The organism is Microbacterium sp. EF45047, from assembly GCF_028472845.1.
Classification (GTDB): Bacteria; Actinomycetota; Actinomycetes; order Actinomycetales; family Microbacteriaceae; genus Microbacterium; species Microbacterium neungamense.
The window spans coordinates 529,082-554,180 of sequence record NZ_CP069429.1 but is presented as its reverse complement, the minus strand read 5'-3'; the positions used below and the strand labels follow the sequence as shown (position 1 = coordinate 554,180).

Genomic DNA, 25,099 nt, shown 5'->3' with positions numbered 1-25,099 from the left:
GGCGGATGCCGTCGGCATCCGCCCCTCCTTTGTCGATGTCAGCGCAGAGCGTCGATGATGGCGTTCAGCGTGGCGGACGGCCGCATCACGGCGTCCACCTTCTCGGCATCCGGGCGATAGTAGCCGCCGATGTCGGCGGGCGAGCCCTGCACCGCGTTCAGCTCGCCCACGATCTGCTGCTCCTTGGCGGCCAGCTCCTCGGCGACCGGGGCGAACGCGGCGGCGAGCTCGGCATCCGCGGTCTGCGTCGCCAGCTCCTGCGCCCAGTACAGGGCGAGGTAGAAGTGGCTGCCGCGGTTGTCGATCGTGCCGAGGGCGCGGCCGGGCGAGCGGTCCTCCTCGAGGAAGGTCTCGGTGGCGGCATCGAGCGTCTCCGCGAGCACGCGCGCCTTGGCGTTGCCGGTGTGGTCGGCGAAGTGCTCGAGCGAGGCCGCGAGGGCGAAGAACTCGCCCAGCGAGTCCCAGCGCAGGTAGTTCTCGGCGACCAGCTGCTGCACGTGCTTCGGCGCGGAACCGCCCGCGCCCGTCTCGAACAGGCCTCCGCCGGCGAGCAGCGGGACGATGCTCAGCATCTTCGCCGACGTGCCGACCTCGAGGATCGGGAACAGGTCGGTGAGGTAGTCGCGCAGCACGTTGCCGGTCACCGAGATGGTGTCCAGGCCGTGACGCATCCGCGCGAGCGTGTAGCGGGTGGCCTCCTCGGGGGCGAGGATCGTGATGGTCACGCCCTGGGTGTCCAGCAGCGCGAGGCCCTGGTGCACCTTGGCGATGATCTGCGCATCGTGCGACCGGTTCGCGTCGAGCCAGAACACCGCCGGAGCGCCGGTCGCGCGGGCGCGGGTGACGGCGAGCTTCACCCAGTCCATCACCGCGATGTGCTTCGTCTGCGTGGCGCGCCAGATGTCGCCGGTGCGGACGTGGTGCTCGATGAGCACGGCGCCCTCGCGGTCGAGGATCTGCACCACGCCGTCGGATGCGATCTCGAAGGTCTTGTCGTGGCTGCCGTACTCCTCGGCCGCCTGCGCCATCAGGCCGACGTTCGGCACGGTGCCGATGGTGGCCGGGTCGAGCGGGCCGTTCGCGATCACGTCGTCGATCACGGCCTGGTAGACGCCCGCGTAGGAGGAGTCGGGGATCACCGCGATGGTGTCGTCCTCGCCGCCGTCCTTGCCCCACAGCTTGCCGCCGTTGCGCACCAGCGCGGGCATCGAGGCGTCCACGATCACGTCGCTGGGCACGTGCAGGTTGGTGATGCCCTTGTCGGAGTTCACGTACGACAGGCGCGGGCCCTCGTCCATGGCGCGCTCGAAGGCGGCTGCGATCTCGTCCCCGCCGGCGATGTCCTTCAGCCCGGCCAGGATCGACCCCAGGCCGTCGTTCGGGCTGAGCCCGGCCTCGTCGAGCTGCTCGCCGTACTGCGCGAAGACGTCCTTGAAGAAGGCCTTGACCACGTGCCCGAAGATGATCGGGTCGCTGACCTTCATCATGGTGGCCTTGAGGTGCACGGAGTACAGCACGTCGTCGTTCTTCGCCGCCTCGAGCGTCTCGGCCAGGAACTCGTCCAGGTGCGCCGCGGACATGAAGGTCGCGTCGATGATCTCGCGTGGCAGGACCTTCAGGCCCTCTTTGAGCACGGTGACGGTGCCGTCCTCGGCGATGTGACGGATGCTGAGCACGTCGTCGTGGGCGGCGACCCAGGACTTCTCGTTGGAGCGGAAGTCGTCGTGCCCCATGGTCGCCACGCGGGTCTTCGAGCCCGGCGCGAACGGCTTGTTGCGGTGCGGATGCTTCTTGGCGTAGTTCTTCACCGCGAGCGGGGCGCGGCGGTCGCTGTTGCCCTCACGCAGCACCGGGTTGACCGCGGAGCCCTTGATGCGGTCGTAGCGCGCGCGGATGTCCTTCTCCTCGAGCGTCTGCGGCTCGTCGGGGAAATCGGGGATGTCGTAGCCCTTCTCCTGCAGCTCGGCGATCGCGGCCTTGAGCTGCGGGATGGAGGCGGAGATGTTGGGCAGTTTGATGATGTTGGCCTGCGGCAGCGTGGCGAGTCCGCCGAGCTCGGCCAGCGCGTCGCCGACCTGCTGCTCCGGGGTGAGCTTCTGCGGGAACGCGGCGAGGATGCGCCCCGCCAGGGAGATGTCCCGCGTCTCCACCTCTACTCCCGCCTGACCGGTGTAGGCCTGGATGATCGGGAGGAAGGAGGCGGTCGCCAGCGCCGGCGCCTCGTCTGTGTAGGTGTAGATGATGGCGTCGTCGGTCACCGGAACTCCGTTCGCGAGGGCTTTTATCTCGATACCAAGATACCCGGATGACCTCGCGTGTCTCGGCCACTGCCGCGAACCGGCGGCGAGGCATTAGCCTGGGTCCATGTCGAAACTGCGCGTGGAAGAACTGTCCGCGGCGACGATCGTCGCCGTCAACAACCTGTCGCTGAAGCCGGGGCAGGAGCAGTTCCTCGCGCCCGTGTCGTACGGGATCGCCGCCACCGTGATCAATCCGCGCACCTCCTGGCAGCGCGTGGTGCTCGACGGCGATGAGGTGGTCGGCTTCATCAGTGCGAGCTTCGATGCGGATGCCCCGGAGGAGTACTTCCGCAACGTCCTCTGGCGCATCAACGTGGACGCCGACGACCAGGGTCGCGGCATCGGACGCTTCGCCGTCGAGGCCCTCCTCGACGAGGCGCGCCGGCGCGGCGTCGACCACGTCAACGTGATCTACGAGGCCGGCGAGGGAGGCCCCGAGGCGTTCTTCCGCCGGGTGGGCTTTGAGCCGGTCGGTGAGACCGAGTACGGCGAGGTCATCGCCGAGATCCGGCTCACGGACTAGACCGGCGGCGGGGCCTCGGATCCCCTCCCCCACCGAGACCCCGTCGCCCCCTCCTCGGCGACGCCGCCGGGTCAGCTGCGCCGACGTCTCACCCACGCATCGGCCGCGATCCGCAGCGCACCCGCGCCGCGCTCGATCGCGTGCTGCGCGGCGTCCTGCCAGGCCGGACGAACCGGGGGTGCCGCGCCGGACGCCTGCTCCGCCGCCGCGAACGCGCGTTCCAGGTCCTCCACCGCGTCGCGGTACGCGGCGAACCCGGCGGGAGTGAGGCGCTTCGCGCCGGCATCCGGCCGGGCATCCGCCGCTCGCGCCCGCGCCGCGTGGAAGGCGGCCATCTCGGGGGCTCGTCCGTCGCTCATCCGCGGGAAGGCGATCAGGCGGGCCGGGTCGGTCTCGTACTCCATCCAGCGGGCCAGCACCGCGTCATGGGCGTCGCGCACCCGGGCCACCGGGTCGGTCTTCGCCGCGTACTCCGCCCGTGCGGCGCGCAGCTGGGCCCGCCGCACGCGCACCTGGGCGGCCGCCGACCGGCATCTGTCCTCGGCGTCGCGCACACCCGCGCGTGCCTGCGCCAGCTCACCGGCTCCGGCCCGCTCCGCCACGGCCCGATCGAGGCGGGCCCGCGCCAGCCGCAGTCCGGCATCCGCGGCCGCCGCGTCCCGCCGCGCCGCCACGAGATCGCTGCGCGCCGCGTCCACGGCGATCCGCCGCTGCCGCCCTCGGTACCGCATCCCCGCGACGCCCAGCCCGGTCGCCCCGGCCGCCGCCGGCGCGATCCACCAGAGCTCTGCGAGCAGGAACGGGTCCACCCCCTCATGCTAACCACGCGGCGTCGGCGCCGGCCGCGGCATCCGGCCTCCCGCCGCCGTCGCGACCTAGACCAGCGTCTCCTGCCAGGCCGCGTGCAGCTGGGCGAACTTGCCGGTGCCGCCGATCAGCGCCTGCGGGGTGTCGTCCTCGATGATGCGGCCGTGCTCCATCACCAGCACCCGGTCGGCGATCGCGACCGTCGACAGGCGGTGCGCGATGATGATCGCGGTGCGGTCGGCGAGCAGCGTCTGCAGCGCCTCCTGGATGAGCCGCTCGGACGGGATGTCCAGCGACGCCGTGGCCTCGTCGAGGATCAGCACGGCCGGATCGGCGAGGAACGCCCGCGCGAAGGAGATCAGCTGCCGCTGCCCGGCCGACACGCGCCCGCCGCGCTTGTTCACGTCGGTGTTATAGCCGTCCGGCAGAGACGAGATGAACTCGTCGGCGCCGACCGCGCGGGCGGCGGCGCGGATCTCGTCCAGGGTCGCGTCCGGCTTGCCGAGCGCGATGTTGTCCGCGACCGTCCCGCTGAACAGATACGCCTCCTGGGTGACCATCACGATCGCCCGGCGCAGATCCTTCGGGTGCAGCATCCGCAGGTCGACGCCGTCGAGCGTGACCCGCCCCTCGGTCGGGTCGTAGAACCGCGACACCAGCTTCGCGAGCGTGGACTTCCCGGCGCCGGTGGTGCCGACCAGCGCGACGGTCTGCCCGGCCGGAATGTCCAGCGAGAAGTTCGGCAGCACCGTCTTCTCGCCGTTGTACCCGAACGTGACGCCCTCGAAGCGGATCGCGCCGCGCGACTCCCACAGGTCGACCGGCTTCTCCGGGTCGGGCACCGTGGGCTGCTCCTCGAGCACGCCGGACACCTTCTCCAGCGCCGCGGTCGCGGACTGGTACGAGTTCAGGAACATCGCGATCTCCTGCATCGGCGCGAAGAAGTTGCGTACGTACAGCACCGCCGACAGCAGCACGCCGACGCCCAGGGCGCCGGTGGAGACGCGGATGCCGCCCCACAGCACCACCAGGGCGAGGGTGAGCGCCGCGATCCCCATCAGCCCGGGCTCGAACGTGCCGTACAGCAGCATCGAGCGCCGGTTCACGTCGCGGTAGTCGCCGGCGAGCGTGCGGAAGGTCGCGTCGTTGCGCGGCTCCTTGCGGAACGACTTCACCGCGCGGATGCCGGTCATCGTCTCCACGAACTGCACGATCACCTTCGCGCTGATCACGCGCGATTCGCGGTACACCACCTGTGAGCGGGTGTAGAACCAGCGCATCAGCAGGAGCAGCGGGATGCCGCCGATCGCGAGGATCACGCCGGACTGCCAGTCCGCGATCACCAGGGCGATGAACGTGAACACGCCGAACAGCACACCGGAGACGAGGTTGTTCAGGCCGCCGTCGAGCAGTTCGCGGATCGAGTCCAGGTCGCTGGTCTGGCGGGAGATGATCCGCCCGGACGTGTACGACTCGTGGAACTCGAGGCTGAGCCGCTGGGTGTGCAGGAAGATCCGCTTGCGCAGGTCGAGAAGCACCGCCTGGGTGATGCGGGCGGCGAGCACGACGTACCAGCCGATCAGCGCCGATCCGGTGATCCCGGCGAACAGGTAGGCGACGGTGAGCACGAGCGCCGGCGTCCAGTCGGTGTTCTCGAGCACGAGCGGCAGCGCCCGGTCCAGCGCGACGCCGATGAGGATCGGCCCCGACACCTGCAGCGCGGTGGAGACCACCAGCACGACGGCCGCCGCGACGATGCGCAGCCGCAGCGGGCGGATGAGCGATCCGAGCAGGCGCAGCGAGCGCGCCCGGATCGCGCGGCTCTCCTCCCTGGTGTAGTTCGAGCGGTCCTCGCCCTGGGTTCCGGAGATGGTCATGCCTGCACCTCCTCTTCGATGTCGGATGCCGCGGACGCTGAGCCCGTCGAAGCGTCCTCCCCCGCGGACGCTGAGCCCGTCGAAGCGTCCTCCCCCGCGGATGCTGAGCCCTTCGGAGCGTCCCCGCTCGCGGACACGACCGGGATCGACCCCGTCCGCGCCGCCTCCTCCGCCTCCAGGCTGGAGATCACGTGCCGGTAGTGGGCGCTGGAGCGCAGCAGCTCCGCGTGCGTCCCCACCGCGGTGATCCGCCCGCGCTCCAGCAGCGCGACGCGGTCGGCGAGCGCCACGGTCGACGGCCGGTGCGCGACGACGAGCGCCGTCGTATCGGCGAGCACGTGCCGCAGCGCCTCCTCGACGAGCGCCTCGGTGTCGACGTCGAGCGCGGACAGCGGGTCGTCGAGCACGAGCACCTTCGGCTTCGCGGCGACCGCGCGGGCGAGCGCGAGACGCTGCCGCTGCCCGCCGGACAGGCTGAGCCCCTCCTCGCCGATGATGGTCTCGACGCCCTCGGGCAGCGACTCCACGAACCCGGCCTGCGCGACCTCGAGCGCCTCGGCGAGCACCCGGTCGGCCTCGGGGCTGTGCAGGTCGAGGTCGGCGCGTCCCAGCAGGACGTTCTCGCGGACGGATGCCGAGAACAGCGTGGCGTCCTCGAAGGCCATGGCGATGTGCCGGCGCAGCTCGGACAACTCCAGGTCGCGCACGTCCACGCCGTCGAGCGTGACCCGCCCGCCGGTGACGTCGTACAGCCGTGCCGGCAGCGTCGTCAGGGTGGTCTTCCCGGAGCCGGTCAGCCCGACCAGCGCCATGGTCTCCCCCGGACGCAGCACCAGGTCGATGCCGTCGAGCAGGTCGCGCTCGGAGGCACCGGCGTCCTGGTAGCGGAAGTGCACGTCCTCGAACGCCAGCTCGCCGCGCGGCTCGGCGATGCGCACCGGGTGCTCCGGATCGGTGATGGTGTTCGTCGCCTCGAAGATCTCGAACACGCGGTCGGTGGCCGTGCGTGCGTCGAGCATGAACGAGAACAGGAACCCGATCGACTCGATCGGCCAGCGCAGCACGGTGGCCATCGCGAAGAAGGCGAACAGCTGCGGCAGCTCGATCGCCCCCTGCGCGATCAGCCAGATGCCGGCGATGAGGCTGAGCCCGAAGGCGATCTGCGGCATCAGGTCGAGCCAGAACCAGATCTCGCCGACCGCGCGGGCCTTGCTCAGCTCGGTCTCCCGCAGCGTCTCGGCCTGGCGGCTGAAACGGCTCAGGGCGTGCTTGCCGCGCCCGAACGCCTTCAGCACGCGGATGCCGTGCACGCTCTCCTCGACGCTGGTGGCGAGGTCGCCGGCCTGGTCCTGGCTGCGCCGGGTGAGCTGGCCGTACCGCTTCTCGAACAGGTAGCCCTGGATCCACATCGGCACGCCGGTGACGAGGAAGATCGCGCCCAGCAGCCAGTGCCACTGGAACAGCATCACCGCGCCGATGATGATCGTCAGCACGTTCACCACCAGAAGGATCAGCCCGAACGCCAGCCAACGGCGGATCAGGTTGATGTCCTGCATCATGCGGCTGAGCAGCTGACCGGACTGCCACCGGTCGTGGAACGCGACCGGCAGCGTCTGCAGCCGCGCGTACAGGTCGGATCGCATCCGGTACTCGACCTCGGTGGCCGGGGTGAGCACGAACCAGCGCCGCAGCCACACCATGGCCGCCTCGCCGAGGGCGAGGGCGAACACCGCGAGCGCCCCGACGGCGATCGCCCCGACTACCCCGGTCTGCAGGGGGCCGCGAACGATCTGCTCGAGCGCGATGGGGATCAGCAGCGCGATCACCGCGGCGGCGAGCGCGCTGAGCGCACCGCCGATGAGGCGGCTGACGATCGGGGCGACGAAGGGCTTGAGCCGCCAGAGTGCGGCGACGGTGGACAGGGACGACGACGAAGTGGAGGTCATGACTCTCAGAGGCGTGGCGAGCGGACGGCGAAGAAGACGAAGAGCGGATGCCGGTGGCATCCGGAGCGAGCGGCGGGGGCGACGATGCTCCTATGGATGTCAAGTGGTGAGGGCGGTGTAGATCTCGCGGGCGATGAGGCGTTTGAGGCAGCGGATGATGTCCTTCTTCGAGAGGCCCTCGGTGGTGCGTCGGGCGGCGTAAGCGCGGGTTCTGGGATCCCAGCGGAGCCGGCAGAGCACGATGCGGTAGAGCGCGGCGTTCGCGTGGCGGTCGCCGCCGCGGTTGAGGCGGTGTCGGTGGGTTTTGCCTGATGAGGCGGGGATGGGCGCGACGCCGCAGAGCATCGCGAATGCGGCTTCGGAACGGAGCCGGCCGGGGTTCTCGCCAGCGGTGACGAGCAGTTGCCCGGCGACATCGGCGCCGACCCCGTTGAGGGCGAGCAGCCGCGGGTTGATGTCCGCGACGAGAGGGTCGATGAGTGCGTCGAGTTCGGCGATCTCGGCGGTCAGCGACTGGTGGCGGCGTGCGAGAGCGCGCAGCGCGATCTTCGATGCCTGCTCGGGTTCGTCGGCGCGTGTGGTGTCGGGACGTGCAGCGGCACATACCTCGATCAGCTCCCGGTCTGACAGCCCCCGCAACCGTTCGCGGAGCGCGTCGGGTGCGGTGACGATGATCGCCTTCATCCGGCGTTGACAGTCGGCGCGCTGGGTCACGGCGCTGCGCCTGGCGATCCGCAGATTGCGGAGCGCTTCCACCTTCCCTGCTCGGTCCTTCGGGATCCCCGATCGTGTGCCTGCCAACGCTGCCCGGGCGGCAGCTTCCGCGTCCAGCGGGTCGGACTTACCGGCAAAGCGCCGCGACTTCCGGTCCGGTCGGTCCACTTCCCGCAGCTCGACACCCGCAGCGCGCAGGTGACGGGCAAGACCGGCACCGTATGCGCCGGTGCCCTCGATCCCCGCGATCACGAGCACACCGAACGCACACGCCCAACTCAGCAACGCGGCATAACCGGAACGATTCGCGGGGAACTGCGCGCTCCCGAGCAGCCGGCCGGTGGTGTCGATGACCGCCGCGGTGTGGGAATCGCCATGCGTGTCGATACCCGCCACGATCATGACCTGGTCCTGCTGCTCTTCTCGTGCGATGGTGGTCATCGCCGTCCCTTCCTCTCAACTCTCCGATCGGACGGCACGCACCATCCGAGAGCGAGCGGACAAGACAGTGATGGGTGCCTGCTGGCACAGGCTCCTATGAGGTCACAACCCTCGCACGGTGAGTGCATGGCAGCCCCGCAGCGATCGAACGACAGATCGCGTTCAAGACCCGTAGTCAGTCAGTCGCTGAGTCAGGACAACCGCTGCGGGGCTCCCACCACCATCATCACTGTCAGTCGCGCGGGAGCACCGCGCGCGAGCCCGGGGCGAAGAACGGAGTGACGATCGTCGTGGTCATGGTGTCCCCCTCAGGCTCGGCTTCATCGGCCGGTCGACAGCCCACCAGCCTATTGCGGGCAACCGGCCGAGGGCAAGCGGTATTCCGGTTTCCGGTCAGCGCTTTCCCGTGCGCCTGACAGTGCCGCCCGGCGGCCCCGGGCGACCGCGCCCGCCGGCCGTCGGTGCCTCAGGCCAGGACGCGGGCGGCCTCGCGGTCCAGCAGGCTCCGCTTCACCTCGAGCCCCCATGCGAAGCCGCCCATCGTGCCGTCGCCGCGCAGCACGCGGTGGCACGGCACGAACAGCGCGGCGGCGTTGCGCGCGCACACGGATGCCGCGGCCCGGACCGCCCGGGGGCTGCCCAGCGCGATCGCGAACTCGGTGTAGGTGAGCGGGGCGCCGGGGGCGATCCGGCGCAGCGCGTCCCATCCGGTGCTCTGCATGTCCGTGCCGTGCTGCACGACCGGCACCGCGTCGATCGCGGTGAGGTCGCCGTCGTAGAACGCGAGGGCCGCGGCCGCGGCATCCGTCTCCCCGTCGCGGATGCCGGCGGGACGCCGTGCGGGGGCGAGCCGGGCGAGGATCGCGTCCCGCGAGTCGGTCCATCCCGAGGCGAGCACGCGCTGCCGGGCGTCGGCGAGGATCGTGAACGGCCCGTCCGGGGTGGCGATGGTCTGCAGGACGGCCTGGTCGATGGCGGTCATGAGGGCTCCTTCGTGAGCGCGGCGGCGGCCGCGGAGGATCGAGGGGTGCGCTTCGCGGGCGCCGAGCGCCACAGATGCGCGGTGAGGTAGCTGCGCCAGGGCGCGGTGCGCTCGGCCCAGGCCGCGAGCCCGGCCGGGTCGGCGGGGAGGCCGGTGGCCGCCGCGCCGGCCCGCACGGCGACGTCCCCGGGGAGCAGGACGTCGGGGTCGCCGAGCACGCGCATCCGCACGTAGTCGGCGGTCCACGGCCCGATCCCGGGCATCGCCAGCAGTGCGGCGCGCTGCGCGGCCGCGTCGTCTCCGACGGTGAGGACGAGCTCTCCCGCGGCGAGCGCGGCGGCGGCGCCGGTGATGGCGCGGATGCGGGCGGCGGGTCCGCGCAGCACGGATGCCCCGTGCTCGGCGATCGCGGCCATGGTCGGGAACAGGATGCCGGAGTCCGGGGTCGCTGCCGGTGCGGCCGCATCAGCGGGCCCGGTGGTGTCGCCGACCCGCTCGCCCAGCGCCTCGACGAGCGCGGTGAGGGCGCTGCGCGCGGCCACGACGGTGATCTGCTGACCGACCATGGCGCGGATCAGCATCTCGTGCGGGTCCGCCGCTCCCGGCACCCGGATGCCGGGCGTGCGCGCCACCAGCGGGGCCAGCGCCGGCTCCGCCGAGAGCGCCTCGTCGATGGCGACCGGGTCGGCATCCAGGTCGAACAGCCGGCGGGCGGTGGCGACCAGCGGCGCGAGATCTCCGAGGCGGGTGACGCGGGCGCGCAGCCGGAGCCGGTGGCGCTCGTCCCGGGCGACCTCGAACCAGGCGGGGCCGCCGGGCATCCGCAGGTGACGGGCGAAGGAGCGCTCGCCGGCGCTCTCCACGCCGGGCAGCGCACGCGCGGCCATCCATGCGAACACGCCGGCGGCGTCCAGCGGCGGGCGGTGCGGCAGGAGCAGGTCGATCACCCCGGGGACGGGATCGTGCCCGGCCGCGTCCCGGGGACGGCGGGCGCGCAGGTCGCCCGGGGTCATCCCGAACACCTCGCGGATGGTGTCGTTGCACTGCCGGATGCTGGTGAAGCCGGCCGAGAAGGCCACCTCCGAGATCGGCATGTCGGTGCCCACCAGCAGCATCCGGGCGCTGTGCGCGCGATGCGCACGGGCGAGGGCGAGCGGGCCGGCCCCGAGTTCGGCGGTGAGCAGCCGGGTGAGGTGGCGGGAGGAGTATCCCAGCCGGGCGGCGAGACCGGGGACGCCCTCGCGTTCGACGATGCCGGCCGCGATCAGCCGCATGGCGCGGGCGGCCACATCACCGCGGACGTTCCACTCCGGCGAGCCCGGCGCGGCCTCGGGCAGGCAGCGCTTGCAGGCGCGGTAGCCCGCCTCGTGCGCGGCGGCGCTGGTCGGGTAGAAGGTCACGTTCTCCGGCTTCGGCGTGCGTGCCGGGCAGCTGGGACGGCAGTAGATGCCGGTGGAGCGCACGGCGGTGACGAACTGCCCGTCGAAGCGGGTGTCGCGCGCGCTGATGGCGCGATACCGCTCGTCGAAGGTCATCACCGGGAGGCTCATGCCTCCACTCTGTCACGCCCCCGGGCATCCGGCTGGCGGAAATCGGACATCACGGTGCCCCCTCCCCCTTCCCCCCGTCCCCTTCCCGGGTTTGGGGCGGATTCTCGACTTCGGGGCGGCGCTCCGCCGCCCCAAACGCGAGAATCCGCCCCAAACGCTCAGGAAGGAGGGCGGTCAGCCTGCGAGGCGTTCCCGGCGCACCGGCTTCCATCCGGCGCGCGGCACCGCGGCGCGCAGCGCGCGCGTGTACGGATGCACGGGCTCGGCGAGGATCTCGGCGGTCACCCCGGCATCCACCACCCGGCCCTGCTCCATCACGATCATCCGGTCGGAGATCTGGTTCACCACCGCGAGGTCGTGCGAGATGAACAGGTAGCTGACCTTCCTCTCCGCCCTGATGTCGCTGAGCAGATTCAGGATCTGCGCCTGGATCGACACGTCCAGCGCCGCGACCGCCTCGTCGAGGACGATGACCTCGGGATCCGCGGCGAGCGCCCGCGCGATCGCCACCCGCTGACGCTGCCCGCCGGACAGCTGGTACGGGAACTTCTGCCAGAACCGTTCCCCCAGCCCCACGCTCTCCAGGATCCGCTGCGCGGTCGCGCGGTGCGACCTGGCGCCCTGCGACGCCGTCGCGTGCAGCGCCACGGATGCCGCGATGATGTCCACGATGCGCTGACGGCCGTTCAGCGAGGAGTACGGATCCTGGAACACGGGGTCAGTGGAAGAAGTGGCGCTCCCCGGTGAAGAACATCGTCACGCCGGCCTTGCGCGCGGCGTCGATGACCTCGTCGTCGCGCACCGAGCCGCCGGTCTGCACGATCGCGGTCACGCCGGCGTCGATGAGCACCTGCGGGCCGTCCGCGAACGGGAAGAACGCGTCGGATGCGGCGACCGAGCCCGCAGCGCGGTCACCCGCCCGCTCCACCGCGAGGCGGCACGAGTCGACCCGGTTGACCTGGCCCATGCCGACGCCGACGGTCGCGTTGCCCTTGGCGAGCACGATGCCGTTCGACTTCACCGCGCGGCACGCCTTCCACGCGAAGATGAGGTTCTCCATCTCCGCCTCGTCGGGCTGCTCGCCGGAGACGAGCTTCCAGTCCTTGGCGACCGAGGCGATGTCGTCCGGGAAGCGGTCGGCGTTCTGCAGCAGCAGACCGCCGGAGACGAGCCGCACGTCCATGCGCTCCTGCTGCCAGTCCGCCGGCAGCTTCAACAGCCGCAGGTTCTTCTTCGCGCGGAACACCTCGAGGGCTGCCGGCTCGAAGTCGGGGGCGACGATGACCTCGGTGAAGATGTCCTTCAGGTTCTCCGCCATCTTCAGGGTGACGGTGCCGTTCGCGGCGATCACGCCGCCGTACGCCGAGACCGGGTCGCACTCGTGCGCGCGCAGGTGGGCGCTGGCGATGGGGTCGAGCGCGTTCGGGGCCGTGGTGGCGATGCCGCAGGGGTTCGCGTGCTTGATGATGGCGACCGCGGGCAGGATCATGTCGTAGGCGGCGCGCAGCGCGGCATCCGCATCGACGTAGTTGTTGTAGGACATCTCCTTTCCCTGCAGCTGCGTCGCCTGGGCGATGCCGTGACCGCCCGCACGGGTGTAGATCGCGGCGCGCTGATGCGCGTTCTCGCCGTACCGGAGCGTGGCCAGCCGCTCGGCCTGGATGGTGAGGTGGGTCGGCAGCGACTCCTCCTCCAGGGTGCCCTCCGCGAACCACTGCGCCACGGCGGAGTCGTACGCGGCGGTGTGCGCGAAGGCGCGGGCGGCGAGCTCCCGGCGCTGGGTCAGCGTGGTGCCGCCGGCGCGCAGCGCCTCGATCACCGACGGGTACGAGTCGGGCGAGACGACGATCGCGACGTTGGCGTGGTTCTTCGCCGCCGCACGCACCATCGCCGGTCCCCCGATGTCGATCTGCTCGACGACGTCGTCGCCCTGCGCGCCCGAGGCCACGGTCTCCACGAACGGGTACAGGTTCACCACGACGAGCTCGAAGGGTTGGATGCCCAGGTGCTCGAGCTGCCCCTCGTGGTCCTCGAGGCGCAGGTCGGCGAGCAGGCCCGCGTGCACCGCCGGATGCAGCGTCTTCACGCGGCCGTCGAGGGACTCGGGGAACCCGGTGACCGCCGAGACGTCGGTCACCTCGTGCCCGGCCTCGCGGATCGTCGCCGCGGTCGAGCCGGTGGACACGATCTCCACCCCGGCCTCGGCCAGGGCATCCGCGAGCTCGCGCAGACCGGTCTTGTCGCTCACCGACACCAGTGCGCGGCGGATCGGGACCGTGTCGCGGTGACGGTACAGCGAGGGGTCCTGGCGGGGACCGGCCATGAGGGTGCTCCTTCTTTCGTGGCGGTGCGGGTCAGGTCAGCACGAGCTCGCCGGTGGCGATGCGGCGGACGACGTCGATCAGCAGCCGCCGTTCGACGGGCTTGATCCGCTCGTGGAGTTGGTGCTCGGTGTCGCCGGGGAGCACCGGGACGCGCTCCTGGGCGAGGATGGGTCCGCTGTCGACGCCCTCGTCGACCACGATGACGCTGGCGCCGGTCTGGCGGACGCCGGCCGCGAGCGCGTCGCGCACGGCGTGGGCGCCGGGGAACTCGGGCAGGTACGCCGGGTGGGTGTTGATGATGTTCGGCGCGTAGCGGTGGACGAGGGATGCCGGCAGCAGCCGCATCAGACCGCTGAGCACCACCAGGTCGGGGGCCCAGACGTCGAGCTGGCGACCCAGCTCCTCGCCCCAGTGCTCGCGGCTCTCGTGCAGATGCCAGGGCACGGTGAAGCTGGGGATGCCGAACTCCTCGGCGTGCGCGAGACCCTCGGCGTCGCGGTCGGCGCCGACCACGATGACCCGGGCGGGATAGTCCGGGTGACTCGCGGCTTCGAGCAGGGCACGGAGATTCGAGCCGGTGCCCGAGATGAGTACGGCGACCGTCAGCACCCGGTCAGTCTACCGGGGTGGTGAGGCCCGACATCTCCGCGTTCCAACGGTCGGTGCGCTCCTCGGCCAGCTCGTCTCGGTGCCTTGGCGACAGCAGCAGGATCGCCGCCCCGATCAGCACCTCGATGCCCACCGCGAGGGCGACGGGGCCCGCGGCGGGGCCCGCTTCGGCGAGCCGCCCGGGACCGATCGAGCCGGATGCCAGCGCAGCGGCGAGCGCGGCGACGCCCGCGGTGAGCCCGGCGATGCCGACGGCGATCGCCGCCCGCGGCCCGAGGCCGGCGGCGGCGCCCTCCCACACCAGCCGGGAGCGGATCATCCATCCCGCGAGCGCCCCGGCGCCGATCGGGACGATCAGGCAGACCAGCATCCAGATCGAGGAGTGCTCCGGGAGCAGCCCCAGTACGGGGATCCCGGGGACGACGCCGAGCTGCGTGCCGGCGGGCGAGACCGACGTGCCGGCGCCCACGGCGAAACCGGGTCCGGCCAGCCAGGCGACGGCCCACACGATCAGCGTCGGCAGGTAGGCGAGGTGCCCGAGCGTCAGCATCGCACCGCCGAGGACGTCCACCCGCGCCGCCTCGAACAGGGCGATCACCTCACCCCCGCGCAGGACCACCGCCACCGCCACCGCGACCGCACCGGCACCGGTGAGCGCCACCACCGCGACCGCCGCGCCGCGCACGGCCTCGGCCGGCACGGGTGCCCAATCCCCCCAGCCGTCGACGATGTCGTGCACCCGGTCGACGAGCCCGCCGTCCCCCTCCGACCAGGCGTGCCGCACGGCGCCGGCGAGGAGACCGGCCAGGTAGGCGGCGGCGGGGAGGAGGATCGCCGCCCAGAGCGGGGTGCGCACGGCATCCGCCTGTCCGGTGACGGCCACGACCGAGGCGAGCGCGGTGAACGCCGCCGCCCCGGCGGCGACGCCGACGCCCCACGCCCCCGCGGCGGCCGCGCGGCGTCCCGAGCGCGCGGCGAAGAGCACCGTGAACAGCAGGACGATGAGCGGCGGCAGCGACAGCGTGAAGCGCGCGGCCTCGGCCGGGATGCCGACAGCGACGACGATGTCGTCGGGGATGACGACCTGCATCGGAACCGCGTGTGCGAACTGCCAGAGTGCCGCGCTCGTGCCCCAGAGGGACCCCCAGTCGGCGGACAGGCCGAAGGCGAGCATCCACAGCACCGTGAGCGGTGCAAGCATCGCAGCCACGCCGACGGCCGCGGCGATGGCGGCGTCGAGCGCGGCGAGGAGCGCGACGAGGAGGCGTTGCATGACGCATCGAGCCTACGACGGCACCCTGTGCCCGCCCTCCCGGCCACGCGCGCCGGGAGCGACGCGATAGGTTTTCTGCGGAGGTTCCCCCATGACGACTGCCCCTGCCCGCCCGCGGACCGCGCACGAACCGCAGAACCCGCTCGACCGCTTCTTCGAGATCAGCCGGCGCGGGTCGACGTTCGGCGCCGAGATCCGCGGCGGACTCGTCACCTTCGTGACGATGGCGTACATCGTGATCCTGAACCCGATCATCCTCTCCGGCAAACCGGATGCCGCCGGGAACGCGCTGGAGTTCGGCGCCGTCGGCGCCGCGACCGCTCTCACCGCCGGCCTGATGACGATCCTGTTCGGCGTGATCACCCGGCTGCCCTTCGCGTTCGCCGCGGGCCTGGGGATCAACGCGTTCCTCGCCTTCAGCGTCGTCGGTCAGGTCACCTGGCCGGAGGCGATGGCCCTGGTGATGATCAACGGCGCGATCATCGTGCTGCTGGCGGCAACCGGCCTGCGGAAGCTGATCTTCGACGCCGTGCCGTTCCAGCTGAAGATCGCGATCACGGTCGGGATCGGCCTGTTCATCGCCTTCATCGGCTTCGTGAACTCCGGGTTCGTCACCGCCACCGGCGCCTCCTCCCCGCCGGTCGGCCTCGGCATCGACGGCTCGGTGGCCACCGTGCCGAGCCTGCTGTTCGTGATCACCCTGATCATCACCGGCATCCTCGTCGCGCTGCGGGTGAAGGGCGGCATGCTGATCGGCCTCGTCGCCGGCACCGTCCTGGCCGTGATCGTCGAGGCGATCTGGCACCTCGGCCCCAAGGTCGGCGCCGACGGCGAGATCGCGAACCCCGGCGGCTGGGGGCTCACGGTCCCGGCGCTGAGCGGGTCGCCGGTGAGCATCCCCGATCTCAGCCTGATCGGCGCCGTCGACTTCACCTTCGACTTCGGCCGGGTCAGCGCCGTCGCCCTGGTGATGATCGTGTTCACCCTGCTGTTCACGAACTTCTTCGACGCGATGGGCACGATGACCGGGCTCGCGAAGGAGGCCGACCTCGCGGATGCGAACGGCGACTTCCCGAGGATCAAGTCGGCCCTGATCGTGGAGGGCGTCGGCGCGATCGCGGGCGGCGCGACCTCCTCGTCGTCCAGCACCGTGTTCATCGAGTCCGGCGCCGGGATCGGCGAGGGCGCCCGTACGGGGTTCGCGAACGTGGTGACCGGGGTGATGTTCCTGCTGGCGATGTTCCTCACCCCGCTGACCTCGATCGTGCCGACCGAGATCGCGGCGGCGGTGCTGGTGATCGTCGGCGCGCTGATGATGGCGCAGATCCGTCACATCGACTTCGCCGACTTCCGGGTGCTGATGCCGGTGTTCCTCACGGTCACCGTGATGCCGATGACCTACTCGATCGCGAACGGCATCGGGGCGGGCTTCGTGAGCTGGGTGCTCATCCACGCCTTCTCCGGCCGCGGCAAGCAGGTCAGCCCGCTGCTGTGGGTGGTCGGCGCCGGCTTCGTGATCTTCTTCGCCAGGGAGCCGATCGAGCAGCTCTTCGGCGCCGCGCTCTGACCCCGTCCCCTTCCCTCCTCGTCTCCGTCTCCCCCCGTTCTTTCCGGGTTCTTTCCCGACCTCCCCGGGATTGGGGCGGATTCTCGCGTTCGGGGCGGTTCTGCGCCGCCCCGAACGCGAGAACGCGCCCCGGGCGCATGACGGCCGTTCCCTCCGGCCCCTCAGCCGTTGTATCCACGGTGCTAGAATACATACACAACGTACGTAACAGGAGAGGAAGCACGGATGCCCCGCGCCAGCGCCGCCGACGCCGCCGAGACCGCCCGCCGGGTTCTCGATGCCGCGCTTCACCGGTTCGCCGCCGACGGGTTCGCCGGGGCATCGATGGACGACATCGCCGCGGATGCTGCCGTCACCCGGGGCGCGGTCTACCACCACTACGGTTCGAAGGCCGGGCTGCTCGCCGCAGTGGTCGCCCAGCTGCAGCAGTCGGTGGCGGATGCCGTGGTCGCCGCCGCCGGCGATGCGCCACCCGCCGCCGCACTCCGTCTCGGCAGCCATGCGTTCCTGGACGCCATCACCGCGGACGGCCGGGCGCGCGTGCTGCTCGTCGACGCGCCCGCGGTCCTCGGCTGGGAGGCCTGGCGGCGTTCGGATGCCGAGGCCTCGGCGGTGCACCTCCGGGAGGCGCTCGCCGACGCCGGCACGCCGGAGGAGACGCTCGGCGCGCTGACCGCCCTGCTCTCGGGGGCGATGAACGAGGCTGCTCTGTGGCTGGCCGAGCGCCCCCGGCACGCGGCCTCCCGACGTGTCGCGCACGAGGCCCTCGACCGGCTGCTGGATGCCGTCGCTCCCTGACCGGCCCCTCTCCCCCTCCTCCCCCTCCTCCCCCTTCCTCCCTTTCCTCCCCTTCCTCCCCCGTCCTCCCCGTCTTCCCCCGGGTTTGGGGCGGGTTCTCGCGTTCGGGGCGGTTCTCCGCCGCCCCGAACGCGAGAACCCGCCCCGGACGCACCGGTACCACGCCGGCGCCTGTGCCCGGGAACGGCGAGGGCCCCGGACCGTGCGGTCCGGGGCCCTCGCCGTTCGGGTCAGAGACCCTGGATGATCTCGCGCATCAGCGCGGCGGTCTCGGACGGGGTCTTGCCGACCTTCACGCCCGCCGCCTCGAGGGCCTCCTTCTTCGCCTGCGCGGTGCCGGCCGAGCCGGACACGATCGCACCGGCGTGACCCATGGTCTTGCCCTCCGGCGCGGTGAAGCCCGCGACGTAGCCGACGACCGGCTTGGTGACGTTGGCCTTGATGAAGTCCGCCGCCCGCTCCTCGGCGTCGCCGCCGATCTCGCCGATCATCACGATCGCCTTGGTCTCGGGGTCGGCCTCGAAGGCCTCCAGCGCGTCGATGTGCGTGGTGCCGATGATCGGGTCGCCGCCGATGCCGATGGCGGTGGAGAAGCCGATCTCGCGCAGTTCGTACATCATCTGGTAGGTCAGGGTGCCCGACTTCGACACCAGGCCGATCGGGCCCTTGCCGGTGATGTTCGCCGGGGTGATGCCGACGAGGGACTCGTCGGGCGTGATGATGCCCGGGCAGTTCGGGCCGATGATCCGAGTCTTGTTGCCCTTCTCCTTGGCGTGCGCCCAGGCCTGCGCGGTGTCGCCGACGGGCACGCCCTCGGTGATCACGACGAGCAGCGGGATCTCGGCGTCGATGGCCTCGATCATGGCGTCCTTGGTGAACGCCGGCGGCACGAAGGCGATCGACACGTCGGCGCCGGTCTTCTCCATCGCCTCGGCGACGGAGGCGAACACCGGCAGCTCGATCGGGTTGCCGTCGGCGTCCTTGTGCAGCACCGTGGTGCCGGCCTTGCGGGCGTTCACGCCGCCCACGATGTTGGTGCCCGCCTTCAGCATCAGCGCGGTGTGCTTGGTGCCCTCACCGCCGGTGATGCCCTGCACGATGACCTTGGAGTCCTTGTTCAGGAAGATCGACATATCTGTTCCTCAGTTTCGGTCTCTGAGCCCGACGGGTCAGGCGTTGGCGAGCTCGGCGGCCTTGTCGGCGCCCTCGTCCATCGTGGTGGCCAGGGTGACGAGGGGGTGGTTGGCCTCGCGCAGGATGGCGCGGCCCTCCTCCACCTTGTTGCCGTCCAGGCGGACGACGAGCGGCTTGGTCGCGGCGGAGCCGAGCTCGGCCAGCGCGCCGACGATGCCCTTGGCGACCGCGTCGCACGCGGTGATGCCGCCGAACACGTTCACGAACACGCTCTTGACCTGCGGGTCGCCGAGGATGACGTCGAGGCCTGCGGCCATGACCTCGGCCGAGGCGCCGCCGCCGATGTCGAGGAAGTTCGCCGGCTTCACGCCGCCGTGGTTCTCACCGGCGTAGGCGACGACGTCGAGGGTCGACATGACCAGGCCCGCGCCGTTGCCGATGACGCCGACCTCACCGTCGAGCTTGACGTAGTTGAGGTCGTTCTCCTTCGCCTTCGCCTCGAGCGGGTCGGCGGCGTCCTTGTCCTCCAGAAGCTCGTGGCTGGGGTGGCGGAAGTCGGCGTTGGCGTCGAGCGACACCTTGCCATCGAGAGCGATCACCTCGCCCTCCTCGGTGAGGACGAGCGGGTTCACCTCGACCAGGGTCGCGTCCTCGCCCTTGTAGACCTCGTAGAGTGTGACGAACACGTCCGCGACCTTCTCGACGAGCTCCTCGGGGAAGTTCGCTGCCTTCGCGATCTCAAGAGCCTTCGCCTTGTCGATGCCCTTCAGCGGGTCGACCTCGATGCGGGCCAGGGCCTCGGGCTTCTCGACGGCGAGCTGCTCGATCTCCATGCCGCCCTCGACGGAGCACAGGCTGAGGTAGGAGCGGTTGGCGCGGTCCAGCAGCACCGAGAAGTAGAACTCCTTGTCGATGCGGGCACCGGCGGCGACCATCACGCGCTTGACGATGTGGCCCTTGATGTCGAGCCCGAGGATCGCCTTCGCGGCCTCGTACGCCTCGTCGGGGGTCTTGGCGACCTTGACGCCGCCCGCCTTGCCGCGGCCTCCGGTCTTCACCTGCGCCTTGACCACCACGACGCCGCCGAGCTTCTCGGCCGCTGCCTTCACCTCCTCCGGGGTGTCGGCGACGATGCCGGCGAGCACCGGCACTCCGTACTTCTCGAAAAGGTCTCGTGCCTGGTACTCGTAGAGATCCACAGTGTGCAGTCCTTCGCTGGTTGCGACTTCCGGGACGCGACAGGTTCTGTCGGGCGTCGATGTGATTCGACCCGGTTCCCCAGCCTACTACCGCTCTCACGCGCGGCCCGACGGGCGGTCTAGGCTTCCGGTATGCAGCAACCGGCTCAGCTCCGCACCGGCGTCGTCGCGGCCGCCCTCGAGCTGTTCGCCCGTCAGGGATTCGAGCAGACCTCGGTCGAGCAGATCGCGAAGGCCGCGGGCGTCTCGCGCTCGACGTTCTTCCGACAGTTCGGCGGCAAGGAGGACGTGGTCTTCGCCGATCACGAGGCGCTCATCGACGAGCTGCGCGCGTTCCTCGCCGAACCGCACGACGATCCGTGGGCGGCGGTGTGCGAGGCATCCGAGCACGTGTTCGCGCACTTCGCCCGCGACCCGGAGATGGCGCGGCGCCGCTACCAGATCGTGCGCGAGGTGCCGGTGCTACGCGAGCGCGAGATCGTCACGGTGTTCCAGTACGAGCGCCTGTTCGACGAGTACCTGCGCACGGCGCTGCCCGGCATCGCGCCGATCGACGCCGTCGGCTTCTCGGCGCTCGTCACGGCGGTGCACAACCACATCCTGCGGCAGCTGCTGCGCGGCAAGCGCGTGCCGGTGTCGGCGCTGCGCAGCGCGCTCGACGACGTCCGCCGCCGCTACGGCGTGCTGCCCGAGCCGGCCGAGCCGTCTCCGGACGACATCGTGGTGGCCGTGTTCCCGCGCGCGATGCCGGTCGCGGAGATGTCGCGGCGCGTGCAGGCGCAGCTCACGCCGGAGCAGCACTGACGGCATCGTGTGACACCGGGTCTCGGGGAATGTGAGACTCGGTCCGGGATGCGGGTAGAGTGCCCTCATGAGCAGCGCAGCCCCCTTCCCCGGCGAGCCCGTCTTCCCCGGGGAGACGGTCGAGCGGTACGACGTGACAGACCCGCGTGACACCGACTACTACGCCGTCTTCGCCGACATCCCCGAGGCCGACCGCGCGGTGTGGGCGCGGGCACGCGCGTACGTCGCCGAGGTGGCGCCGATGATGCGGGATGCCTGGGACCGGGCGGAGTATCCGCTCGAGGCGGCGCGCCGGCTCGGCGCGTACGATCTGGTGACCGACGGCATCGACCATCCCGCGCTGACGAAGCTCTCGCCGCTCGCCGCCGGCCTGGTGAACATGGAGCTCTCCCGCGGCGACGGCTCCCTCGGCACGATCCTCGCGGTGCAGGGCGGTCTCGCGCTGCGCACGCTCGCCCTCTTCGGCAGCCCCGCGCAGCAGGAGCGCTGGCTGAAGCCGGTGGCGGATGCCTCGGTGCTGGCGGCCTTCGCGCTCACCGAGCCGGATCACGGCTCCGACTCCGTCTCGCTGGAGACGACCGCCCGCCGTGACCCTTCGACAAGCTCAGGGTCCGGCTCTGGGTCCGCGACCGGCTCAGGGTCCGCGACCGGCTCAGGGTCCGCGACCGGCTCTGGGTCCGCGACGGACGGGGCCTTCGAATGGGTGATCCGCGGCGCGAAGAAGTGGATCGGCAACGGGGCATCCGGCGGCATCACGCTGGTGTGGGCGCGCGTCGACGACGAGGGCACGGAGGACCACGGCGCCGTGCGGTGCTTCCTCGTCGAGCAGGACGCCCCGGGCTATCAGGGCACGGTGATCGAGGGGAAGGGGTCCCTGCGCGGCATCCATCAGGCCCGCATCCGCCTCGACGACGTCCGCGTGCCGGCGGATGCCGTGCTGCCGGGCACCCGCAGCTTCAAGGACGCGTCCACCGTGCTCTACGCCACCCGCTCCGGTGTGGCGTGGTCGGCGCTGGGACACGCCACCGCCTGCTACGAGGCGGCGCTGTCCTACGCGCTGCAGCGGGTGCAGTTCGGCAAGCCGCTCGCGAAGTTCCAGATGGTGCAGGAGCGCCTCACGCATATGCTCGAGGACCTCACCGCGATGCAGCTGTACTGCCGGCGCCTGGCCGATCTCGAGTCCGCGGGCGAGCTGCGTCCGACGCAGGCCTCGCTGGCGAAGTTCCACAACACCCGTGCCGCCCGCCGCATCGCCGCGGTCGCCCGGGATCTGCTCGGCGGGAACGGCATCCTGCTGGAGAACGGCGTGATGCAGCACATGGCCGACATCGAGGCCATCCACACCTACGAGGGCACGGAGAGCATCCAGGCCCTGCTGCTCGGCCGCGACATCACCGGCATGAGCGCGTTCGCCTGACCACTTCGCCCGTTCTGTACCGGTCCCCACAGCTTTCGAATCGCGCAGGCCTCTGCCGAACACCGCGAGGATGCCGAGCGCGAACGCGATGTCGGTCGCGGTGGGGATCGCCCAGCCGTGGAGCGCCGCGGCGTCGCCGGTCGCGAGCACGATGCCGACGAACACCATCGCTGGCACGAGCATGCCGCCGACCGCCGCCACGATCGGCACCGCCGCCTCGCGGGGACGGCGCAGCGAGCCGACCGTGAGCTCATGCTTGAGCTCGACGCCGATGACGAGGAAGAAGATCGCGAGCAGGCCGTCGGAGGCCCAGTGCGCGACGCTCAGGTCGAGGTGCAGCGCCTCGGGGCCGAGGTGCGTGCCGGCGAGCGCGCCGTACGCCTCGGCGAGCGGCGAGTTGGCCAACGCGAGTGCGAGCGCGGCGGCGACGATGAGCAGCACGCCGCCGGTCGTCTCCTCGCGGGCGAGGGCGGCGATCCTACGGGTGGCGCGGCGGATGGGCATGGGGTCTCCTCGTCATCGCACGAGCGGATTCGCTCGTGGCCGACCAGGCTTCCCGGCGCACCGCCTCCAGCCTAGCCGCACGTGGCGAGACGACCGAGGGGCCGTTCACCGTCTCGACGTCGGCCAGTCACCTCGGGGACACCCATGCCTCGCCGCCGTGCGGTAGGTTCGCTCCCACGACGGAACCCGGACATGAGAGGCGCCATGTCGACCGACAAGACCACGACCGTGCAACGCTCCGAGCGTCGATTCCTGGGCGACGACCGCTGGTGGCACGTCGCGTTCGGCCTCATCCTGGCCATCACGCTCACGGTGTTCGTGCTGTGGTCGTTCGGCGTCGTGGACGAGGGCGCCAATCGACTCGTGCTCGTCACCGCCATCGGATTCGGCCTCTTCATGGCCTTCAACATCGGCGGCAACGACGTCGCGAACTCGTTCGGCACGAGCGTCGGTGCAGGCACGCTGTCGATGAAGCAGGCGCTCATGGTGGCTGCCGTGTTCGAGGTCGGCGGCGCCGTGATCGCCGGCGGCGAGGTCACCGATACGGTCCGCAGCGGCATCGTCGACCTGTCTGGCGTCGCGATCGACCCCATGGACTTCGTCGTCATCATGATGTCGGCGCTGCTCGGCGCCGCCGTCTGGCTGCTCATCGCGACGCGCATGGGCTGGCCCGTGTCGACGACGCACTCGATCATCGGCGGCATCGTCGGCGCCGCCGTCACGACCGGCTTCCTGACCGGCACCGGCGGGTTCGAGATGGTGCAATGGGATCAGATCGGCCAGATCGCGATCTCGTGGGTGCTCTCGCCCGTGCTCGGCGGTGCCGTCGCGTGGCTGCTCTTCGGCGGCATCAAGCGCTTCATCCTCGTCTACAACGAGCGAGCCGACCAGCGCATGCGCGAGATCAAGCAGCGGAGGATCGAGCACCGCACATCGCATCGCACGCGATTCGAGCGACTCTCGGAGGTGCAGCAGCTCGCGTACACGAACGCCATGGCTCGGGACGCCGCCGCGTGGGGCGATGACGTCGACCCCGACGAGCTCGAGTCGGAGTACTTCAAGGAGCGGTACGCGCTCGATCGCGAGGCGAGCGCGATCGACGCGCACCGGGCGCTCGAGACCGGCGTGCCCTTGCTCGCCGCGTTCGGCGCGATCGTCATCACGTCGATGCTCATGTTCAAGGCGCTGCACCTCGACATCGACTCCGCCGGCACGTTCCTCATCATCGCGATGATCGGCGCCGCGGTGTGGCTCGCCGTGTTCATCTTCGCCAGGACCCTCAAGCATCGCGACCTCGAGCGCTCGACGTTCCTGCTGTTCAGCTGGATGCAGGTGTTCACGGCATGCGCCTTCGCGTTCAGCCACGGCTCGAACGACATCGCGAACGCCATCGGCCCGTTCGCGGCCGTGCTCGACGTGCTGCAGTCCGGTGAGATCGATGCAGAGGCTCCTGTGCCGCCGCAGGCGATGCTGGCGTTCGGCATCGCGCTCGTGGTGGGGCTGTGGTTCATCGGGCGCGCGGTCATCAAGACCGTCGGCGAGGGCCTGACGAAGATGCACCCGGCCTCCGGGTTCGCCGCGGAGCTCTCCGCCGCCGGCGTCGTCATGGCCGCGAGCCTCCTGGGCCTGCCCGTCTCGAGCACGCACATCCTCATCGGCGCGGTGCTCGGGGTCGGCCTCGTGAACGGCGCAGCGAACTGGCGGCTCATGCGGCCGATCGGGCTCGCGTGGGTCATCACGCTGCCAGCCGCCGCGGCCATCGGCGCGCTCGGCGTCGTCGTGCTGCCGCTCGTGCTCGGCATCTGAGCGGCCAGGCAGGGTCAGATGGCCGCGACGAGCACGAGCGCGCCGAGCACGACCTGGCCGATGACGCGCGGCACGAGCGGCACCGCGACCCTCCCGAAGCGCTCGGGATCGCGCGCGACGTAGGCGTTCGCGGGGAACACCGCGATGAGCAGCGCGATGAGCCACACGCCGGCTGCGAACCGCACCTCGGGGACGGGCACGAGCAGGCCGAGGCCACCGATGATCTCGGCGACGCCGGAGACGGTCACGAGGCTCACGGGGGAGAGGACGCCCGTGCCGCGCAGGCCCGGCGGGATCATCGCCGTCATCCTGTTGCGCACGCGCGGCACGAGGTGCAGCACGCCCATGCCGACGAAGACGATCGCGAGGAGGGCGCGCACCACCCACTGGATGACGAGGAAGAGGTCCATGCTCCCTCCATCATCCCAGCCCGCGCGGGCCGAATCGCTTGATCTGCTGTGTTCCGGGCCGTTCGGCAGCCGATCACGCGATTCGAAACCGGTGCAGACCCGGGCCGGGCGGCC

20 protein-coding genes and 1 pseudogene are annotated in these 25,099 nt (G+C 71.1%); 6 read left to right on the top strand and 15 right to left on the bottom strand.

Features of this window, described 5'->3' with window-relative positions; translation table 11 throughout:
* Window positions 1–38: 38 nt before the first annotated feature.
* On the bottom strand, window positions 39–2,258 hold the full coding sequence (locus JRG78_RS02660; RefSeq protein WP_259607446.1) for an NADP-dependent isocitrate dehydrogenase: 2,220 nt from the start codon (window positions 2,256–2,258) through the stop codon (window positions 39–41).
* A gap of 106 nt (window positions 2,259–2,364) precedes the next feature.
* Here JRG78_RS02660 and JRG78_RS02655 point away from each other — a divergent pair, with 106 nt between their 5' ends.
* Entirely contained in the window at window positions 2,365–2,823 is a 459-nt protein-coding gene (locus JRG78_RS02655) for a GNAT family N-acetyltransferase (RefSeq protein WP_259607445.1), read from the top strand.
* Between the two features lie 71 nt (window positions 2,824–2,894).
* On the opposite strand, the gene JRG78_RS02650 is transcribed toward JRG78_RS02655, so the two are convergent.
* The 10 genes from JRG78_RS02650 to JRG78_RS02605 form a co-directional block, all read right to left on the bottom strand.
* Window positions 2,895–3,632, bottom strand: coding sequence for a hypothetical protein (locus JRG78_RS02650; protein ID WP_259607444.1), 738 nt, complete (start codon window positions 3,630–3,632; stop codon window positions 2,895–2,897).
* A gap of 66 nt (window positions 3,633–3,698) precedes the next feature.
* Entirely contained in the window at window positions 3,699–5,507 is a 1,809-nt protein-coding gene (locus JRG78_RS02645; protein WP_259607443.1) for an ABC transporter ATP-binding protein, read from the bottom strand.
* Window positions 5,504–7,453, bottom strand: coding sequence for an ABC transporter ATP-binding protein (locus JRG78_RS02640; RefSeq protein WP_259607442.1), 1,950 nt, complete (start codon window positions 7,451–7,453; stop codon window positions 5,504–5,506). The genes JRG78_RS02645 and JRG78_RS02640 overlap by 4 nt, the downstream gene beginning before the upstream one ends.
* A 99-nt stretch (window positions 7,454–7,552) precedes the next feature.
* The gene (locus JRG78_RS02635; protein WP_432806392.1) at window positions 7,553–8,608 is read right to left on the bottom strand and encodes an IS110 family transposase; all 1,056 of its coding nucleotides are present in this window, start codon (window positions 8,606–8,608) and stop codon (window positions 7,553–7,555) included.
* Between the two features lie 466 nt (window positions 8,609–9,074).
* Window positions 9,075–9,590, bottom strand: a complete 516-nt coding sequence (locus JRG78_RS02630; RefSeq protein WP_272653587.1) for a methylated-DNA--[protein]-cysteine S-methyltransferase — start codon at window positions 9,588–9,590, stop codon at window positions 9,075–9,077.
* Entirely contained in the window at window positions 9,587–11,140 is a 1,554-nt protein-coding gene (locus JRG78_RS02625) for a DNA-3-methyladenine glycosylase 2 family protein (RefSeq protein WP_272653586.1), read from the bottom strand. The genes JRG78_RS02630 and JRG78_RS02625 overlap by 4 nt, the downstream gene beginning before the upstream one ends.
* Before the next feature lie 174 nt (window positions 11,141–11,314).
* A complete protein-coding gene (locus tag JRG78_RS02620) occupies window positions 11,315–11,854 on the bottom strand; it encodes an ATP-binding cassette domain-containing protein (RefSeq protein ID WP_259607439.1) in 540 nt (179 codons plus the stop codon).
* Between the two features lie 4 nt (window positions 11,855–11,858).
* Window positions 11,859–13,463, bottom strand: a complete 1,605-nt coding sequence (gene purH, locus JRG78_RS02615) for a bifunctional phosphoribosylaminoimidazolecarboxamide formyltransferase/IMP cyclohydrolase (protein WP_259607438.1) — start codon at window positions 13,461–13,463, stop codon at window positions 11,859–11,861.
* Between the two features lie 31 nt (window positions 13,464–13,494).
* Entirely contained in the window at window positions 13,495–14,073 is a 579-nt protein-coding gene (gene purN, locus JRG78_RS02610) for a phosphoribosylglycinamide formyltransferase (RefSeq protein WP_259607437.1), read from the bottom strand.
* 4 nt (window positions 14,074–14,077) lie between these two features.
* Window positions 14,078–15,346 (bottom strand): cell division protein PerM, encoded by a 1,269-nt coding sequence (locus JRG78_RS02605; RefSeq protein WP_259607436.1) that lies wholly within the window; start codon window positions 15,344–15,346, stop codon window positions 14,078–14,080.
* A 91-nt stretch (window positions 15,347–15,437) separates the two neighbouring features.
* On the opposite strand from JRG78_RS02605, the gene JRG78_RS02600 reads away from it, so the two are divergent.
* Window positions 15,438–16,913, top strand: a complete 1,476-nt coding sequence (locus tag JRG78_RS02600) for an NCS2 family permease (protein ID WP_259607435.1) — start codon at window positions 15,438–15,440, stop codon at window positions 16,911–16,913.
* Window positions 16,914–17,138: 225 nt separating this feature from the next.
* Complete coding sequence (locus JRG78_RS02595) at window positions 17,139–17,711, top strand: TetR/AcrR family transcriptional regulator (RefSeq protein ID WP_259607434.1); 573 nt, start codon at window positions 17,139–17,141, stop codon at window positions 17,709–17,711.
* Window positions 17,712–17,941: 230 nt separating this feature from the next.
* On the opposite strand, the gene sucD is transcribed toward JRG78_RS02595, so the two are convergent.
* Both sucD and sucC read right to left on the bottom strand, forming a co-directional pair.
* A complete protein-coding gene (gene sucD / locus JRG78_RS02590) occupies window positions 17,942–18,844 on the bottom strand; it encodes a succinate--CoA ligase subunit alpha (protein WP_259607433.1) in 903 nt (300 codons plus the stop codon).
* 36 nt (window positions 18,845–18,880) lie between these two features.
* Window positions 18,881–20,044 (bottom strand): ADP-forming succinate--CoA ligase subunit beta, encoded by a 1,164-nt coding sequence (gene sucC / locus JRG78_RS02585; RefSeq protein WP_259607432.1) that lies wholly within the window; start codon window positions 20,042–20,044, stop codon window positions 18,881–18,883.
* Between the two features lie 132 nt (window positions 20,045–20,176).
* Here sucC and JRG78_RS02580 point away from each other — a divergent pair, with 132 nt between their 5' ends.
* Window positions 20,177–20,848, top strand: a complete 672-nt coding sequence (locus JRG78_RS02580) for a TetR/AcrR family transcriptional regulator (protein ID WP_259607431.1) — start codon at window positions 20,177–20,179, stop codon at window positions 20,846–20,848.
* A gap of 67 nt (window positions 20,849–20,915) precedes the next feature.
* On the top strand, window positions 20,916–22,265 hold the full coding sequence (locus JRG78_RS02575; RefSeq protein WP_259607430.1) for an acyl-CoA dehydrogenase family protein: 1,350 nt from the start codon (window positions 20,916–20,918) through the stop codon (window positions 22,263–22,265).
* A gap of 105 nt (window positions 22,266–22,370) precedes the next feature.
* Here JRG78_RS02575 and JRG78_RS02570 read toward each other — a convergent pair.
* Window positions 22,371–22,769 (bottom strand): annotated as a pseudogene (locus JRG78_RS02570) (Na+/H+ antiporter NhaA); the annotation flags it as partial.
* 204 nt (window positions 22,770–22,973) lie between these two features.
* On the opposite strand from JRG78_RS02570, the gene JRG78_RS02565 reads away from it, so the two are divergent.
* A complete protein-coding gene (locus JRG78_RS02565; RefSeq protein ID WP_259607429.1) occupies window positions 22,974–24,575 on the top strand; it encodes an inorganic phosphate transporter in 1,602 nt (533 codons plus the stop codon).
* 14 nt (window positions 24,576–24,589) lie between these two features.
* On the opposite strand, the gene JRG78_RS02560 is transcribed toward JRG78_RS02565, so the two are convergent.
* Entirely contained in the window at window positions 24,590–24,985 is a 396-nt protein-coding gene (locus JRG78_RS02560) for a DoxX family protein (protein ID WP_259607428.1), read from the bottom strand.
* Between the last annotated feature and the right edge of the window lie 114 nt (window positions 24,986–25,099).